Genomic DNA, 14975 nt, shown 5'->3' on the forward strand with positions numbered 1-14975 from the left:
GAGTTTGAACAAATCGGCAAAAACGATTACCGACAATAATATGAAAGACCCGAAGATGACAAAATATTTGGTCACTGTGGCATAGGTTTGCGGCGCATTTTTGTCGGAAGAATGGCTAAAGAAGAATGGCTCAATCCCCAAAGTATATGCGGTCCTGTACAAAACCATGAACAATCCCAGTTTGTAGCAGGCGGAATAGACCCCTACTTCAGAATCGGCAATGTTTGAAGGCAACAGTTTTGCAAGAAGAATTTTGTCAAATTGTTCGTTGATGGCGAATGCGATTCCGGCAACCAATATTGGTAGTCCGTACGACATCATTCGTTTCCATAAATCGAAGTCGAATTTCCATTTCAAGTAGACGTAATCAGGCGATAGAACTACAAAGGTCAACAGACTGGCAATTATGTTGGCCAAAAATATATATCCTATTTGGAAATTTTCTACGTACAGGGAACTCAGTAAACCATTTGGATTTGCTTCGATCAGCTGAGGAATATAAAGTAAAAAAAGAACGCTTAAAATAAGATTGACGAGTACATTACCGATTTTTATGATGGCATACACCATAGGTTTCTGGTAGGCCCTTAATTTTGAAAAAGGGATGATGACTAGGGCATCCAATGCCAGAATCCAAATGGTATAACCGATGTATTGGGAATCAATTCCCGACCATTCGGACAAATAATTTCGAAATAATAGGGCGATGAACAAAAATAAAATCGTGGTCCAAAATATTGAAACCATCGAGGTTTCGACAACCGTATTTTTATCGGATTCCTTGCTAAAAAACCTAAAAAAGGCCGTTTCCATTCCGTAGGCCAAAATAACATTGAAAAATATCATCAAGGCAAAAATAACGGACAACTTGCCGTATTCCTCTTTGGGGAGCAAGTCAGTATATAGCGGTACGAGCAAAAAGCTGAACATTCTCGGCAAAACAGTGGCGAGCCCGTAGATGACTGTTTGTTTAAAAAGATTTTTATATAATCCCAAAATGTTGTGTCTAATTACTATTTAAAAAACAAAAATAACCAATTCTTTCGTTTAATCGTTGATGGATTGGGATTCATTCCTTTTCCTTAATCCCTTTGAGTTTAAAAAAAATAGTTTCGTTGTTCCTCCTGTATTCCAGCAAGGCTTCGTCTTTATTTAATTTGAATTTTGGTTTGACAATTACTGGCGCTTTGTTTCCATATTCCTTTTTGCTGTCGCTATCTAAAATGAAATCCTGAACTGCCGCCGTTTGGGGAAAATGGGCAACGTATTTCTTCTCGGATATTTTCTCGATTAGTGCCTCATGGTTTCTGAAATACACTTTTTGCAAAAGAATTTCATCGGAAAGCGGCTCTTTAAACTCAATGTAAAAATTGACCATTACCGCATTTTTTTCGGCATTTTCAGCCAAAGTCTCATAATAAGCCTTTGTTATTTCCTGCGGGAAATTCATCTGCATTTCGTGATTAGAGGCGCAAAAAGTGAAACATAGAACACTTAACACCATTAAAATTATTTTTTTTAAAATCTCCATTAAAAAGTGATTTAAGACAGACCCTCTTCATTCAATATTTTTAAAAAATGAAAGCCTTTGGGTACATATCCTTGGTTATAATAAAAACGGTGTGCCGTAAAGTTTCCAGTGAAAGCATCGAGTACTATCATCGTGCAGCCTTCCTCTTTTGCTTTGGCATCAACGTAATCCGTCAGCATCTTGCCCAAGCCTTTGGAACGGTGCTCAGGATGAACAATAAAATTGTCAATTTCGATATATTTCCCGGACCAAAGTTTAAACCCTGTCCAAAATCCGGTAACGGCAACACAGAGTTCATTTTCAAAAATCGCTACTTGCTTGTAATTATGAGGGATCATTTCCTTAAGGTATCCCTCATACTTTTCGACAGTAAATGCGGGATATAAAAAACGCATCACTTCGATATTGGTAAGCATTTCTTCTATTGTGGTCAGTTCCTTTATGTCCAATTGCATTTCTGTATCTCCTTAAATTAAAAATCAAAATTAATCAAAAAAAAGAGCCACGCATATCGTGGCTCTTAAATATATCGCTGAAATAAAATTTATTTTATCCATTCAAAGCCTCAGCTCCACCAACGATCTCCAAGATTTCGTTAGTAATAGATGCCTGACGCGCTTTGTTGTAAGTCAATTTCAATTGGTCTCTCAATTCGGTGGCGTTATCCGTAGCTTTGTGCATAGCAGTCATACGAGCGCCATGTTCAGAAGCGAATGAATCACGAATCCCCTTGTAAAGCTGCATTTTCAATGATTTTGGAATCAAAGTCAACACAATTTCCTCTTTTGAAGGTTCAAAGATATAATCACCTGGTGAAACAGTCAAATCAGATTTTAATGGTGCTAAAGGCAAAAACTGCTCTACTTGAACAATTTGAGTCGCAGCATTTTTAAACTGATTGTAAATCAATTCGATTTTATCATATTCACCGGTAACAAATTTTTGAGTCAGCGTATCTGCAATTGCAGCTACATTGTCAAAAGTCAAATCTTCAAAAACGGCACTTTGATTGTCAACAACTGAATTTGTTTTAGCCAATACATCGTTCCCTTTTTTTCCGATAGCAAAAATATCAACTTGTACTCCAGTATAAAACTCTGAACGCTTTTTAGCTTCCTTGATTACGTTTGAATTAAAAGCGCCACATAATCCTCTGTTAGAGGTAATAGCAACAACTAAAACTTTTTTGATTTCACGTTGTGTCGTGAATTCACCACCTGCATCACCTTCAAGTGTCGCAGAAAGGTTTTGTAACAATTCCGTCAATTTTTCGGCATAAGGGCGCATTGCTGTAATTGCATCTTGTGCTTTCTTTAGCTTTGCTGCAGAAACCATTTTCATCGCTGATGTGATTTGCATCGTAGATGAAACGGAAGTAATTCTATTACGGATTTCCTTTAAATTTGCCATTTTATTATGGGTATAAGGTTATTGGGTTTTAGGTGTTGGGTTATCAAATATCTATAACCTAACACCTAAAACCTAGAAACCTAATTAGTTATATTTTGCTGAAATTTCTTTTGCAACAGTTTGGATTACATCAGTAATTTCGTCTGTTAGCTTACCTGCTTTCAAAGCGTCTAAAGTTGCTCTGTGTTTGTTGTTCAAGAATTCTAAGAAATCTTTCTCAAATTCTTTCACTTTGTTCACAGGAACATTTCTCAATAGATTTTTTGAACCAGCATAGATAATCGCAACTTGGTCTTCAACTGTATAAGGATCGTTCAAACCTTGTTTCAAGATCTCAACGTTTCTTCTTCCTTTTTCAATCACGTTTAAAGTAACCGCGTCCAAATCAGAACCAAATTTAGCAAACGCTTCCAATTCACGGAATTGTGCTTGATCTAGTTTCAAAGTACCTGCTACTTTTTTCATTGATTTAATTTGTGCATTACCTCCAACACGAGATACCGAGATACCGACGTTAATTGCTGGACGAACTCCTGAGTTAAACAAATCTCCATCAAGGAAAATCTGCCCGTCTGTAATCGAAATTACGTTAGTTGGGATATATGCAGAAACGTCACCAGCTTGAGTTTCGATAATAGGTAAAGCAGTTAATGAACCACCACCTTTAACGATCGGTTTCAATGAATCCGGTAAATCGTTCATGTTTTTAGCAATTCCATCATCAGCAATTACTTTACAAGCACGCTCTAATAAACGACTGTGTAAGTAAAATACATCTCCAGGATATGCCTCACGTCCCGGTGGTCTTCTTAATAAAAGAGAAACCTCACGGTAAGCTACAGCTTGTTTAGATAAATCATCATAAACGATCAAAGCCGGACGACCTGAATCTCTGAAATATTCTCCTATTGCAGCACCTGCGAAAGGAGCATAAACTTGCATCGGAGCTGGGTCAGAAGCGTTAGCTGCAACGATAATGGTATATGCCATTGCGCCTTTTTCTTCTAACATTTTTGCGATTCCCGCTACAGTTGACGCTTTTTGTCCAATTGCAACATATATACAAAATACAGGTTTTCCTGCATCGTAAAATTCTTTTTGATTTAAGATAGTGTCAATACAAACAGTTGATTTACCTGTTTGACGGTCACCAATAACCAACTCACGTTGTCCACGACCAACTGGAATCATAGCATCTACTGCTTTTATTCCTGTTTGTAACGGCTCAGTAACTGGTTGACGGAAGATAACTCCAGGAGCTTTTCTTTCCAAAGGCATTTCGTATAAGTCTCCACCAATTGGTCCTTTTCCATCGATAGGAAAACCAAGAGTGTTAACTACACGTCCTACCATTTGTTCTCCAACTTTAAGAGAAGCGATACGTTGTGTTCTTTTTGCAGTAGAACCTTCTTTGATTCCTGTTGATGGTCCTAAAAGTACCACACCAACATTGTCTTCTTCAAGATTCAATACAATAGCCTCTAAGCCATTGTCAAATTCTACTAACTCACCGTATTGAACATTAGAAAGCCCGTAAACACGAGCAATACCATCTCCAACTTGAAGTACGGTTCCTACTTCCTCTAGCGTTGCGCCAGATTCAAAACCTTCTACTTGCTTTCTTAATATTGCTGAAATTTCAGCAGGTTTGATTTCCGCCATCTTAATTTATAATTTAGACACTTAAATGTGTAATAAAACTAATTACTTAACTCTCTCTTTAATACTTGTAATCTGTTGGCAATTGAAGCATTGTATTGCTTGTCGCCTATTCTCAATATAAACCCTCCAATGATTGAAGCATCTACAATATTTTCTATCGTGATTTTTTTATCTGACAATGTGGCGATTTTAGCTAAAACCTTAGCCTCTAACGCTGCATCCATTGGAATAGCGGTAGTAACTTTCGCTACTTCAACACCATTCATCTCATCAAATAAATTATTGTACTCTAATGCAATCGCTTCCAGAATTTCAAATCTTTTGTTTTCAAATAACAAATGAAATAACATTTTAGTTACGCTATTGGTATTTGCAAAAACTTCCAATAAGGCATTTTCTTTAACTTCAACTTTTAAGGTTGGGTTTTGAATGAAAGTGCTCAATTCTAGGTTTCCATTTATAGTGGAAGCTATAGAATTCATATCCTCACTAACTGCTACAGCCACTCCTTTAGATTCTGCGATCTCCAGAATTGCTTTTGCGTAACGAATTGCTGCTCTTGTACTTGCCATAATATTAGTTTAGCTTTACGTCACCTAACATTTTCTCAACTAATTTAGTTTGAGCTTCTTTATTAGATAATTCGTCTTTCAATAATTTTTCTGCAATACTTAATGACAAAGTAGAAACTTGTAGTTTCAATTCAGCCATAGCTGCATTTTTTTCGCTTTCAATAGCTGCTTTTGCTTGCTCGATCATTTGAAGACCTTGTGCTTGCGCTTCAGTTTTTGAATCAGCAATCATTTTTTCTTTAATTTCACGTGCATCTTTTAGCATGTTATCACGTTCCATTCTTGCTTCTTGCAATATACGTTGATTGTCAGCTTGAAGGTTTTGCATTTCTTTTCTAGCGTTTTCAGCAGAAAGCAATGCATTTTTTATTCCCTCTTCTCTATCATTAACCGCATCAAGAATTGGTTTCCAAGCAAATTTTTTCAATAAGAATATCAATCCAACAAATAACAATACTTGCCAAAAGAACAAACCTAACTCAAACTGATGTATTAACTTATCCATAATATATGTTTATAAAAATATTTTAATTTAATGATAAAACAATAGTCGCAACCAACCGTTGCAACTATTGTTTTTAAGTTTTAATTATGATGCGAACAACGCAGCAAAACCAATACCTTCAATCAATGCAGCTGCGATAAGCATAGCTGTTTGGATTTTTCCTGAAGCTTCTGGTTGACGAGCAATAGCGTCCATTGCTGAACCACCAATTCTACCAATACCTAAACCTGCTCCGATAACAATTAACCCTGCTCCTACAATAGTTGGAATTTGCATAATATATATATTAAAAATTAAACATTCAGTTTATTAATGAGCTTCCTCATGATGATGTTCCTCTACAGCTGAACCGAAGTACAACGCAGATAACATGGTGAAAATATATGCTTGTAAAAAAGCTACTAATATCTCAAGTATCGAAAGTACAAATGACAATCCGAAAGATAAACTGCTTCCCAACCAGCTTTTGAAAATAAACATTAAACCAATAATACTCATCAAAACGATATGTCCTGCAAAAATGTTTGCATACAAACGAATCATCAATGAAAACGGTTTAATAAAAATCCCTAACAACTCGATAGGCGCTAAAACGATACGCATTACTTTTGGAACACCTGGCATCCAGAAAATGTGTCCCCAGTAATTTTTGTTGGCGGTCAAGTTTGTAATTAAAAATGTCATTATTGCTAATGCAAATGTAATTGTCAAGTTTCCTGTTACGTTTATTCCGAATGGCATTAAACCAAATATATTTAAGAACAATACGAAGAAAAAGATTGTCAACAAATAACTCATGTATTTCTTATAATGCTTTTCTCCAATGTTAGGGATAGCAATCTCGTCGCGAATGTACAATACGATCGGTTCGAATATTCTACCCGGACCTGAGGCAATTCCTTTGTTTTTAGAATATGATTTTGCCAAACCTGCGAACAACAAGAACATTAGCAATGATGCTATCATTATGGACAATACCGTTTTTGTGATTGAAAAGTCAATTGGACGAACATTGGTTGGAAAACCAGTTTCTTCGTTTTCAATAATTTTACCATCGGCAGAATCCACTTTATAAATCTTACCGTCGTGGTGATTTATTTTGTAGAAATTACCGTTTGACTCGGCAACCGCTTCTCCGTGCTCAAATCTGGCAGAAGAGAAAACCTGAAGTCCGTTATCCCAAAGGATTACAGGCAAAGAAAAACCGTAATGCTTTCCTTCCACTTCATCAGAGAAAAAAGTAAAATCATGAGAATCAAGTACGTGATGACCTATAAATGCTTTGATTTTAGATTTTACATCTGTCGGTTCGGCATGAGCTCCTTCATGTGATTGTTCCGTCGCCTCTTGGGCCATTTCGTTATGCACTTTTACAGAATCTACGTCTGGATTTGCAAAACTCATTAAAGGAAGACACGCTATAAAAGTCGCTATTATAAATCTAAGTGGCCTGTTTGAAATCACCATAACTATTAAATATCTTAATTTTTTACGTTTCTGAAATTTGGTGCAAATGTACATTTTTTATTAATATTCAAAAGAATAAAAAATCTTATTTTTTCCAATCCTTCATTGTCATTTGAGATTTATTGCTTTTTATTTAATATTCTTATCGTTAAAACGGTTTCAATTGTTAAAAACAAAACGAATATCACAAAAAAATTAACTTTCTCTATCGAATTATCATGAGTATTAATCCGCAAGATAGGCTTTAATATTAAATAACAAAAAACCATTTTGACAGTTGTCGCTAAAAGAAAAGACATTCCTACATTATCGAAACTTCTTTGCTTTACTTTTAGTACGATTGTAAAAACCACAATGGACATTCCCAAAAACAAAAGGTACAGGGTTTCCATTGAATAAAAGAAAGTGTCCTCCTTCATTTCCAACAAGTAAAAAAAAGATTTGTGAATCAAATAAGTAATTCCTGCCACTAGTAGCAACCTTAGAATCGGCCTGTAATTTTTTAAATTCATTGGGGAGGTTTTGGTCACAAAGGCTCTAAGACGCAAAGTTGTGTTAAATTTAAGTTATCGCAAATGAAGGATGGCATTGATCGCTGTCACACTTTTTTTGAACAAATTATTGTGACTTGTTGATTTCGTTCACTTGCCGTATGACATTATACAAGGCCAGACCCACTCCTATCATTACAAGTATTTTATTGTAATACACTTTGGGGTTAGGGTGATTTTCGTCAAGCCAGTTTCCTGCATAAGAAAATACGAAGATGATCACCCCCATTTGGATTGGGATATTAATGAGGGCAAGCCATTTACTAGCTTGTTTTTTTTTGTTCGGTTTCTCGTCCATCCGTTATGTAGAGGTTTTTTACATTAATCTTCATCACACAAGAAGCGCTAAAATCAGCACCCGGTTCTACCGACAATTTCCCAACCGTCACCTCGCCATTAATACTCGCTTTAGATTTCACGTTAAGGACCTCGGTAACTTGTATATTCCCATTAAATTTTCCTTCGATATCCGCATTATTGCAGATGATATCACCGGTAACGCTTCCGGCCGGGCCTATGACCAGTTTTCCGGTGGATTCAAAATTACCTATTAATTCCCCGTCAAGCCTGAAGTCAGCTTTAGAGATAATATCCCCCTTGATAATGGTTCCTTCAACTATTCTATTGGTTTTTCCTAAAAGTTCAGTGTAGGGCTTCGCTTTCTTATTAAACATGTTATTCGATTTTTGATGCTAAATAAGCATCGAGATTTTTATTGATTTGGGCTGCTTTATAATTTTCATTAGTGATAACAATCGCAGGATTATCAATTTTATAATCCTTATTTGCTTTCAGTTGAGAAGCAATATTTCGAGCGTGGGCTTCACTGTTTAATCCATGAATCGTAATGAAATTCTCTACGCCGGTATAAATATCATACGAATATCTCAAACCTTGACCGTTATCGGTTGTAATAAATTTCTTGATTTTATCTTCGATTGCTTTTGTGCTTTCATCTTCTTTTGTTGCCACTTTATAAAGAATTTTCCAGATTTTAGTGTCCTTGGCATTGAAATCCATCTGCTCCAGAACAGGAACTTGACTGATCAAAACTTCCTGTGCGTATTTGCCTTCTTCACTATTCGGATAATTGTTCGCCACATACTGCAATGCTGCTTTATAGGCTGACAGTCCTTTTAATTTCCCAATAGTATTGGCCTTCAGCAATTCAAATTTCGACACCATTTCATCACCGGAAAACTGGTTAATCAACGCATCCGATTGCTCTAAAACGGCAACATATTCCTCTTCAGTATACAATTTATATAATTTGTTGTAAATCCCTTCGGGAGTACCAACCAATGAGGCTTCGCCCGTCATGGTGTTATTTATCAATTGTGCGGAACGCGAATCGGGAAACTTGTTGTTGATGCTGCTTTTCATCGCTTCTGCTTTAACGGCATCGGTGATTTGGTATATTTTATACAAATTATACATTGCCGGAAGAATCAACTTTTCTTCCGGATTATTCTTTAATAATTGTTCCAGTTTGTTCGTGGCCAATTCGTATTCTTTGAATTTTTCTTTGTAAATTACCCCAAGCTGATAGTAAGCCGTATTGCGTTCCTTGGCAATGCTATCAATTGCTGTTAGACTCGTTGGCAGTTGTTTTAAATAGAAATCAACGGTGTATTCTTCTATTATTTTGTCCGCTTCTGCCACAGTCTCCTCTTGCGAGTCGTTGGTGGAATTAATGGTGTCTTTTGAAACTGCAATTGCAATGGCAGTTGAACTAACCGCAGATTGACGCCAATTGCCTTTCAGACTGCGTTCTCCCCAATTTTTTTTAAATTCTATTTTCCCATATGCGACAGTTGTGGGATTATAAAAGTAGAAAACATTTGTCTTCTGGTTTTCGCTTGCCATAGAAGGAGGCAAAAGAGCCGATTTTCTAGGCGAATTCCCTTGGTCTTGAAGCGAGCTGGCCGGATCTACGACTGCCGTTTTGCTATTTCTTTCAATGTTTTCCTGTTTCGTTTTTAATTCCTCTTCCGCTATTCTTTTGGCTTCGTCTTCTTTCTTTAATTTCTCTATATAGTTTTCAAAGTACAAAGTCCTTCCGGTCTCCGGCAAAGAAACGACATTTATGATGCTGTCATTTCTTGACGCTATTGCTTCGTAAAGAATAACTTCATCCAAGTCTTTTCTGATTTTCTGAATGTGAATGTATTCCCTTGTTTTTTGGTCAAGCTTGACTAAGGTACTGTCATAATACTTGGCGGCAATAGGGTATTTAGCATCTTTAAAATGCATGTTCGCTAAATTCCTATAATTTGAAGCAACTAAATATTCGTCCGTCGTCGCTTTTTTTAGTGAGGCATTATAAAATTTTGAAGCCTGCTGTTGGTTGTTGTATTTGTCATAAAAAACGCCCTTCTGATAGAATAGTACATCAAGAAATGGCCGGTTTTCACGGTCAGCAATCAGTTTGTTGTAGTTTTTCAGGAAGGCCGTGGTATCTCCTTTTTGATAGTCAAATAACTGCGCTTTTCTTATCTGGGATTGAATAACGTATTTCCTTTCGGATTTTCTATTCATCTTTATTACCGATTCATAGCTGTATAACGCGCTGTCTTTCTTGCCTAATTCTTCATAGAGTTGGCCCAATATAAATCGATACCTAGCTCGTTCATTGTTCCGTTTGGTGAATTTTTCGGCCAATTTTAATTTGGCCACTGCACTGTCTTTTTCTTCAAGATTTAAAAAAGATTCAGCTAGCAACGCGTTGGCGTCAGCGAGAACTTGCCTTTTAAGTTTTTGATCCTTTAATAGTTTAGTCATGTTGCTAACTACCACCGCATCATTCCCCAAGCGCATATTTGTTTTTTCACGCCAAATTTTGGCTTCATAAATTTTGCTGCTATTGGGGTATTTGTACAAAATGTAGTTGAAAGCGTCCAATGCGGGAATAAATCTTTGGTCATAATAACGGGATTTCCCTAGCAACAAATAGGCTTCATCTATTTGGTAGTTCCTTTCCGTGCCGTCAATATTCATGGAATGTTTTTGAATGGCCTTTGTCGCTTTGGTTTCAGCCAAGTCAAAATCCTGATTTTTAGTTTTCCCTTCCGCAGTCACCTCATCGCTTAACTGCATTCTTTCGATAGGCAAACGTTTCCAAAAATTATCATTGCTACCGGATTTGATACCCCCAACACCTTTGTCCAGCCCTATTTGACCGTTGTATAAAATATTGTATTGGGTGCTTAAAGCATGGGAATTTCTGGACAAGAAACTGTTGTTCTTAGTAGAACAAGCTACCAAAAAAACCAACAATCCTGCTACAATTGAATATTTAAATAAGTTGATTTTCAATGGTTAACGTTTTTATCATTAAACTTTTAAAAATGACTTTTAGTATAATGACTGGTAAAAATACGTTTCTTTTTGAAATATAGAAATTTAAACGGCGAAAAACGTTTCTAACTCCTTTAGCGTCCCTCCAGATGTCTGGATGTCTTTTACAAGCTCGCCTTTGTTTAAGGCTACAATTCTATCGCAAACATCAACCGTATGCTGCAAATCATGACTGGAAACAAGGATTGTTATATCAGGATTTTCCGAAAGTTCCTTTATCACTTTTTTCAATCGGTTTACCGTTGTGGGATCTAGATTTGCAAATGGTTCGTCCAAGATCACTACTTCGGGATTCCCTATTAATGTGGCAATTATACCCACTTTCTTCTGGTTTCCCTTGGACAAATCGCGCAGGTATTTTTTGTTTTTCAGGATTTCTCCATTAAAAAATTCTTCATATTTCAATAACAAAGCGTCAATATCAGCTTTGTTCTGACCGCGCAAATCACCTATAAAATAAAAATATTCTTCCGGAGTCAGATAACCGATAAGGAAGCTCTCGTCAATAAACGCAGCCGTAAAAGGCTTCCAAGCTTCACTTGTGTTTACCTGAATTTCATTGTTTGTAATGTTTCCAGTTGTAGGTTGAATCAGGTCCAATAGCAAACTGAAAAAAGTCGTTTTTCCAGCTCCGTTATTACCCACCAAACCTAAACTTTGACCTTTTGGGATTTCAAGATGGTCAATTTTTAAAACCGTTGTTCCGTTGTATTTTTTTGAAAGATTGTTTACTTGTATCATTGTGTTTTTATTTTTTGTGACAACTAACTAACTGTCATTTCTAATTTTCCTGTTGCTTGAATCCGTTTATGGTGGCGTACTTTCTTTTGCGATAACCTTCGGCAATTTTATCCATTATCAAATTTCTCATTCCCAATCCAATGATTCCAAATGCCGCTAAAACCACTATGGCAATTTCTAAACTGGAAACTTTATAGATTCCATAAAAAATTAAGGTCGGAAGCAGTATTAATGGTAAACCAACCAGCCATTGCGTAGCACCAGTCCCCTGATAATTCATGAACGGGCTTTTCTCCAGATCGATCCTTTTTTTATTAAAAGAACCGGCAAATAATAAAACTGGAATATTTATCCCCAAATTGTACAAAGCACAAGCAATATTAGTGGCCAGTACATTCCATCCAAAATAAAGGTAGGGCATGCTTAAAATAGCCAATACAACTACCGATACTGACATCAAGCCTGCTTTTGAGGACAAATATTGTTTCATGGGAATATTTTGTGACATCATCATTCCATAATAATTACTGTCCCAAGAGGGAACAAATTGTCCGTAATTAAGCATGAAAACGCCGGTCATCAGAATTCCTACCACTACAAAAAAAGCGGGAGTATCTTTATACTGAGGATTGGTGTAAATCATTAATCCATAAGCGAGAAAGATCAGAGAAATCCAAATCACGGTTTTGGGTCTTTTATTCCTCCAAATCATTTTTATATCCAATTGCAAAAAAGGCGCGATTTCCCCAAAGCGTTTGGTCCAGGTCAAATCAGAAGTCTTTGCTTCCTCAACTTTCGATTGCAAAGAATTATCGAGATAAAAATTACTTTTTAGATAGTTGAAATTCAGAAAATACAGGCCTCCTAAAATCAACATTGGAACTAAAACCAACAGAGGTCGAAGCACTAACGCATCCATAACAGTACCTGACAGCGTAGTGATTTTAAACACTCCGAAATAGTCCAGGCCAAAAAACAGCAATCCCAAAGCTACAAAAGGAAGAAACGCTTTGATATTTTCGGCAAATTTTTTCTTGATCAAGAAATTGGCGTAGTTCACTGTCAACACCAAAATATACATTGCCAACATCCAAACAACCATATTAAGTGGATTGTAATTTCCTTCGATGATGTTGAAAATCCCAAAAGGGATAATAACCAATAATGGGAAGATGTTGTAAATTGAAGTCAAACTTTTCAACAGAACAAAATGAATTACGGTCCGCTTTTTTATGGGTAAAATTAGTAATGGCTTGATGTTCATTACGGGTAAACTTTGCATGAAAAAACGAAGAACCAATTCAAACGCAAGCCAAAAAATCACAAAACTATTCACGATGGCTAATGGTTTTTGATCGGGAAAACTTTTCGCCAGCAAAGGATAGAGCGCTATTCCTACAACAAGAAAAACGAGTAGAAAATAGACAACCAGAAAACCCATCAGTATTTTTAATCCAATACTTTTCCCCACACTGGCCGATCGGAAAAAAGCTTTCAACTCTAAATTTATAAAATATTTGAACATAGTTTAATGGTTTAGTTTTATTGTAAGTGTCTAAAAATAATGAAAAGTTACCGCTCCACTAAAAATATTCCGTAAATAATATCTCCAATTAATCTACCGTTTCCTATTTTTGTAAAAAAAATAATCAAATGCCTTCATTCCTAAAACTAATTATAAAAGAAGTACGACGCGAAACCAAAGATGCGGTTTCCATACTTTTTAACGTTCCCGAAGAATTAAAACCTAATTATTCATTTATTGCCGGTCAATACGTTAATTTGAGACTAAAGCTAGACGGACAAGAAATCCGTCGTGCCTACTCGATCTGTTCCTCACCGGAAAGCGGGGAATTGCGCATTGCTGTTAAAGCGGTAAAAAAAGGTGCTTTCTCTCAGTTTGCCAATACAAAACTAAAAGCTGGCGATGTTCTTGAAGTAGGAAAACCAGAGGGTAAATTCACATTTGAACCGCAGGCGGACCGTCAAAAAAACTATGTGGCGTTTGTCTCCGGTAGCGGGATAACTCCTGTCATTTCGATCATTAAATCGGTTTTGAAAAGCGAACCTAAAAGTTCTTTTGTTCTCGTTTATGGAAATAAAACGCCAGAGGAAAGCATCTTTCATCAAGAATTACATGATCTGCAATTGAAATATGTAAGCCGTTTATTTGTTCACAACATTTACAGTCAAGCCAAGGTGGAAAACGCTTTGTTTGGCCGAATAGAAAAATCTACGGTGAATTTTGTGTTGAATAACAAACACAAAGAATTGGAATTTGATAAGTTCTATTTGTGTGGTCCAGAAGAAATGATTGAAACCGTTTCTGCTGTTTTAAAAGAGAAAAATGTAAAAGAATCGGCCATTAAATTTGAGCTATTCACCACGTCCTCGCATGAAAATGTGATAAAAGAATCATTGGAAGGTCATTCGAAAATCACTGTAATGGTAGATGACGAGGAAACTACTTTCGAAATGTCTCAAAAGCAAACCATCCTTGAAGCAGCACTTAAACAAGGAATTGACGCCCCATATTCCTGTCAAGGTGGAATTTGCAGCAGTTGTCTGGCTCGAGTAACTTCAGGCACCGCCGAAATGACCAAAAACTCGATTCTGACAGATGGTGAAATTGCATCTGGACTTGTTCTTACATGTCAAGCACATCCTACATCAGAAAGCATCTATGTGGATTACGATGACGTTTAACAAATAGTTGAATTACAAACGAAACTTCTCTGAAAAGGGAAGTTTTTTTATTTTAGGGAACGGATGATTTTTTCAATGACAGATTGGGGGGAGATAGTTCGCATCGCATCTTCATAACCTGGAACTATCTTATTGCCATAAACAGAGGTTGGCAACATGGGATATTTTTCCCTATCAGATACTAATGCATTTTCGATAGGTTGATTAAAGGGCGAAAAACCTGCAAATGGATGCGTCGAACCATAAAGCGTAATCACATTTACCCCAAGCATCGCAGCAATATGGGCATTTCCTGAATCCATGGAAAGCATCACATCAAGATTACTTATCAATTCCAACTCTTGATTCAACTTGATTTTACCGGCCATGTTAATGACATTGATTTTATTATTCGAAAGAGAGTCGAGGATTTTTATTTCCTTTTTTCCTCCTCCAAAAAGCAAGATTTTATTGTTCTGGTTTTTCGACAATTC

At 36.4% G+C, this 14975-nt stretch carries 17 protein-coding genes; 1 reads left to right on the forward strand and 16 read right to left on the reverse strand.

The annotated features are described in order from the left end of the window. The 15 genes from VIH09_RS09990 to VIH09_RS10060 form a co-directional block, all read right to left on the reverse strand. The coding region (locus VIH09_RS09990; RefSeq protein WP_331580494.1) for a lipopolysaccharide biosynthesis protein at positions 1-996 on the reverse strand (996 nt) is incomplete at its 3' end. Between the two features lie 73 nt (positions 997-1069). Then, entirely contained in the window at positions 1070-1531 is a 462-nt protein-coding gene (locus VIH09_RS09995; protein WP_331580496.1) for a hypothetical protein, read from the reverse strand. 11 nt (positions 1532-1542) lie between these two features. Next, positions 1543-1986: a GNAT family N-acetyltransferase gene (locus VIH09_RS10000; RefSeq protein ID WP_331580498.1), complete on the reverse strand. Its 444-nt coding sequence runs from the start codon at positions 1984-1986 to the stop codon at positions 1543-1545. A gap of 94 nt (positions 1987-2080) precedes the next feature. After that, positions 2081-2941 carry an ATP synthase F1 subunit gamma gene (gene atpG, locus VIH09_RS10005; protein WP_331580499.1) on the reverse strand — a complete coding sequence of 287 codons (861 nt, stop codon included), beginning with the start codon at positions 2939-2941 and terminating at the stop codon, positions 2081-2083. 84 nt (positions 2942-3025) lie between these two features. After that, positions 3026-4603, reverse strand: a complete 1578-nt coding sequence (gene atpA, locus VIH09_RS10010; protein ID WP_331580502.1) for a F0F1 ATP synthase subunit alpha — start codon at positions 4601-4603, stop codon at positions 3026-3028. Between the two features lie 38 nt (positions 4604-4641). Further along, positions 4642-5175 (reverse strand): ATP synthase F1 subunit delta, encoded by a 534-nt coding sequence (gene atpH, locus VIH09_RS10015; protein WP_331580504.1) that lies wholly within the window; start codon positions 5173-5175, stop codon positions 4642-4644. A gap of 4 nt (positions 5176-5179) precedes the next feature. Beyond that, positions 5180-5680: a F0F1 ATP synthase subunit B gene (locus VIH09_RS10020; protein WP_331580506.1), complete on the reverse strand. Its 501-nt coding sequence runs from the start codon at positions 5678-5680 to the stop codon at positions 5180-5182. An 84-nt stretch (positions 5681-5764) separates the two neighbouring features. Further along, positions 5765-5956: an ATP synthase F0 subunit C gene (atpE, locus tag VIH09_RS10025; protein WP_007136870.1), complete on the reverse strand. Its 192-nt coding sequence runs from the start codon at positions 5954-5956 to the stop codon at positions 5765-5767. Between the two features lie 33 nt (positions 5957-5989). Next, positions 5990-7147, reverse strand: a complete 1158-nt coding sequence (gene atpB / locus VIH09_RS10030; RefSeq protein ID WP_331580525.1) for a F0F1 ATP synthase subunit A — start codon at positions 7145-7147, stop codon at positions 5990-5992. 119 nt (positions 7148-7266) lie between these two features. Then, a complete protein-coding gene (locus VIH09_RS10035; protein ID WP_331580509.1) occupies positions 7267-7659 on the reverse strand; it encodes a DUF6168 family protein in 393 nt (130 codons plus the stop codon). Between the two features lie 106 nt (positions 7660-7765). Further along, a complete protein-coding gene (locus VIH09_RS10040; RefSeq protein ID WP_331580510.1) occupies positions 7766-7996 on the reverse strand; it encodes an AtpZ/AtpI family protein in 231 nt (76 codons plus the stop codon). After that, the gene (locus VIH09_RS10045; RefSeq protein ID WP_331580512.1) at positions 7962-8372 is read right to left on the reverse strand and encodes a polymer-forming cytoskeletal protein; all 411 of its coding nucleotides are present in this window, start codon (positions 8370-8372) and stop codon (positions 7962-7964) included. The genes VIH09_RS10040 and VIH09_RS10045 overlap by 35 nt, the downstream gene beginning before the upstream one ends. Position 8373: 1 nt before the next feature. Then, positions 8374-11013 (reverse strand): tetratricopeptide repeat protein, encoded by a 2640-nt coding sequence (locus tag VIH09_RS10050; RefSeq protein WP_331580514.1) that lies wholly within the window; start codon positions 11011-11013, stop codon positions 8374-8376. Between the two features lie 87 nt (positions 11014-11100). Next, positions 11101-11796 (reverse strand): ABC transporter ATP-binding protein, encoded by a 696-nt coding sequence (locus VIH09_RS10055; RefSeq protein ID WP_331580516.1) that lies wholly within the window; start codon positions 11794-11796, stop codon positions 11101-11103. 40 nt (positions 11797-11836) lie between these two features. After that, positions 11837-13321 (reverse strand): DUF5687 family protein, encoded by a 1485-nt coding sequence (locus VIH09_RS10060; protein ID WP_331580518.1) that lies wholly within the window; start codon positions 13319-13321, stop codon positions 11837-11839. Positions 13322-13449: 128 nt separating this feature from the next. Between VIH09_RS10060 and VIH09_RS10065 the strand changes: the two genes are divergently transcribed. Next, positions 13450-14502, forward strand: a complete 1053-nt coding sequence (locus VIH09_RS10065; RefSeq protein WP_331580521.1) for a ferredoxin--NADP reductase — start codon at positions 13450-13452, stop codon at positions 14500-14502. Positions 14503-14549: 47 nt separating this feature from the next. Here VIH09_RS10065 and VIH09_RS10070 read toward each other — a convergent pair. Then, on the reverse strand, positions 14550-14975 hold a 426-nt coding region (locus VIH09_RS10070; RefSeq protein WP_331580523.1), incomplete at its 5' end, for a glycosyltransferase family 9 protein.

Origin of the sequence: Flavobacterium sp., assembly GCF_036515215.1 — a bacterium.
In the GTDB taxonomy this organism is placed as follows: Bacteria; Bacteroidota; Bacteroidia; order Flavobacteriales; family Flavobacteriaceae; genus Flavobacterium.

Bases quoted from the DNA above. Each gene is read 5' to 3' on its own strand.
- VIH09_RS09995 (WP_331580496.1), bottom strand. From the start codon at position 1,531: ATGGAGATTTTAAAAAAAATAATTTTAATGGTGTTAAGTGTTCTATGT.
- VIH09_RS10000 (WP_331580498.1), bottom strand. From the start codon at position 1,986: ATGCAATTGGACATAAAGGAACTGACCACAATAGAAGAAATGCTTACC.
- atpG (WP_331580499.1), bottom strand. From the start codon at position 2,941: ATGGCAAATTTAAAGGAAATCCGTAATAGAATTACTTCCGTTTCATCT.
- atpA (WP_331580502.1), bottom strand. From the start codon at position 4,603: ATGGCGGAAATCAAACCTGCTGAAATTTCAGCAATATTAAGAAAGCAA.
- atpH (WP_331580504.1), bottom strand. From the start codon at position 5,175: ATGGCAAGTACAAGAGCAGCAATTCGTTACGCAAAAGCAATTCTGGAG.
- VIH09_RS10020 (WP_331580506.1), bottom strand. From the start codon at position 5,680: ATGGATAAGTTAATACATCAGTTTGAGTTAGGTTTGTTCTTTTGGCAA.
- atpE (WP_007136870.1), bottom strand. From the start codon at position 5,956: ATGCAAATTCCAACTATTGTAGGAGCAGGGTTAATTGTTATCGGAGCA.
- atpB (WP_331580525.1), bottom strand. From the start codon at position 7,147: ATGGTGATTTCAAACAGGCCACTTAGATTTATAATAGCGACTTTTATA.
- VIH09_RS10035 (WP_331580509.1), bottom strand. From the start codon at position 7,659: ATGAATTTAAAAAATTACAGGCCGATTCTAAGGTTGCTACTAGTGGCA.
- VIH09_RS10040 (WP_331580510.1), bottom strand. From the start codon at position 7,996: ATGGACGAGAAACCGAACAAAAAAAAACAAGCTAGTAAATGGCTTGCC.
- VIH09_RS10045 (WP_331580512.1), bottom strand. From the start codon at position 8,372: ATGTTTAATAAGAAAGCGAAGCCCTACACTGAACTTTTAGGAAAAACC.
- VIH09_RS10055 (WP_331580516.1), bottom strand. From the start codon at position 11,796: ATGATACAAGTAAACAATCTTTCAAAAAAATACAACGGAACAACGGTT.
- VIH09_RS10060 (WP_331580518.1), bottom strand. From the start codon at position 13,321: ATGTTCAAATATTTTATAAATTTAGAGTTGAAAGCTTTTTTCCGATCG.
- VIH09_RS10065 (WP_331580521.1), top strand. From the start codon at position 13,450: ATGCCTTCATTCCTAAAACTAATTATAAAAGAAGTACGACGCGAAACC.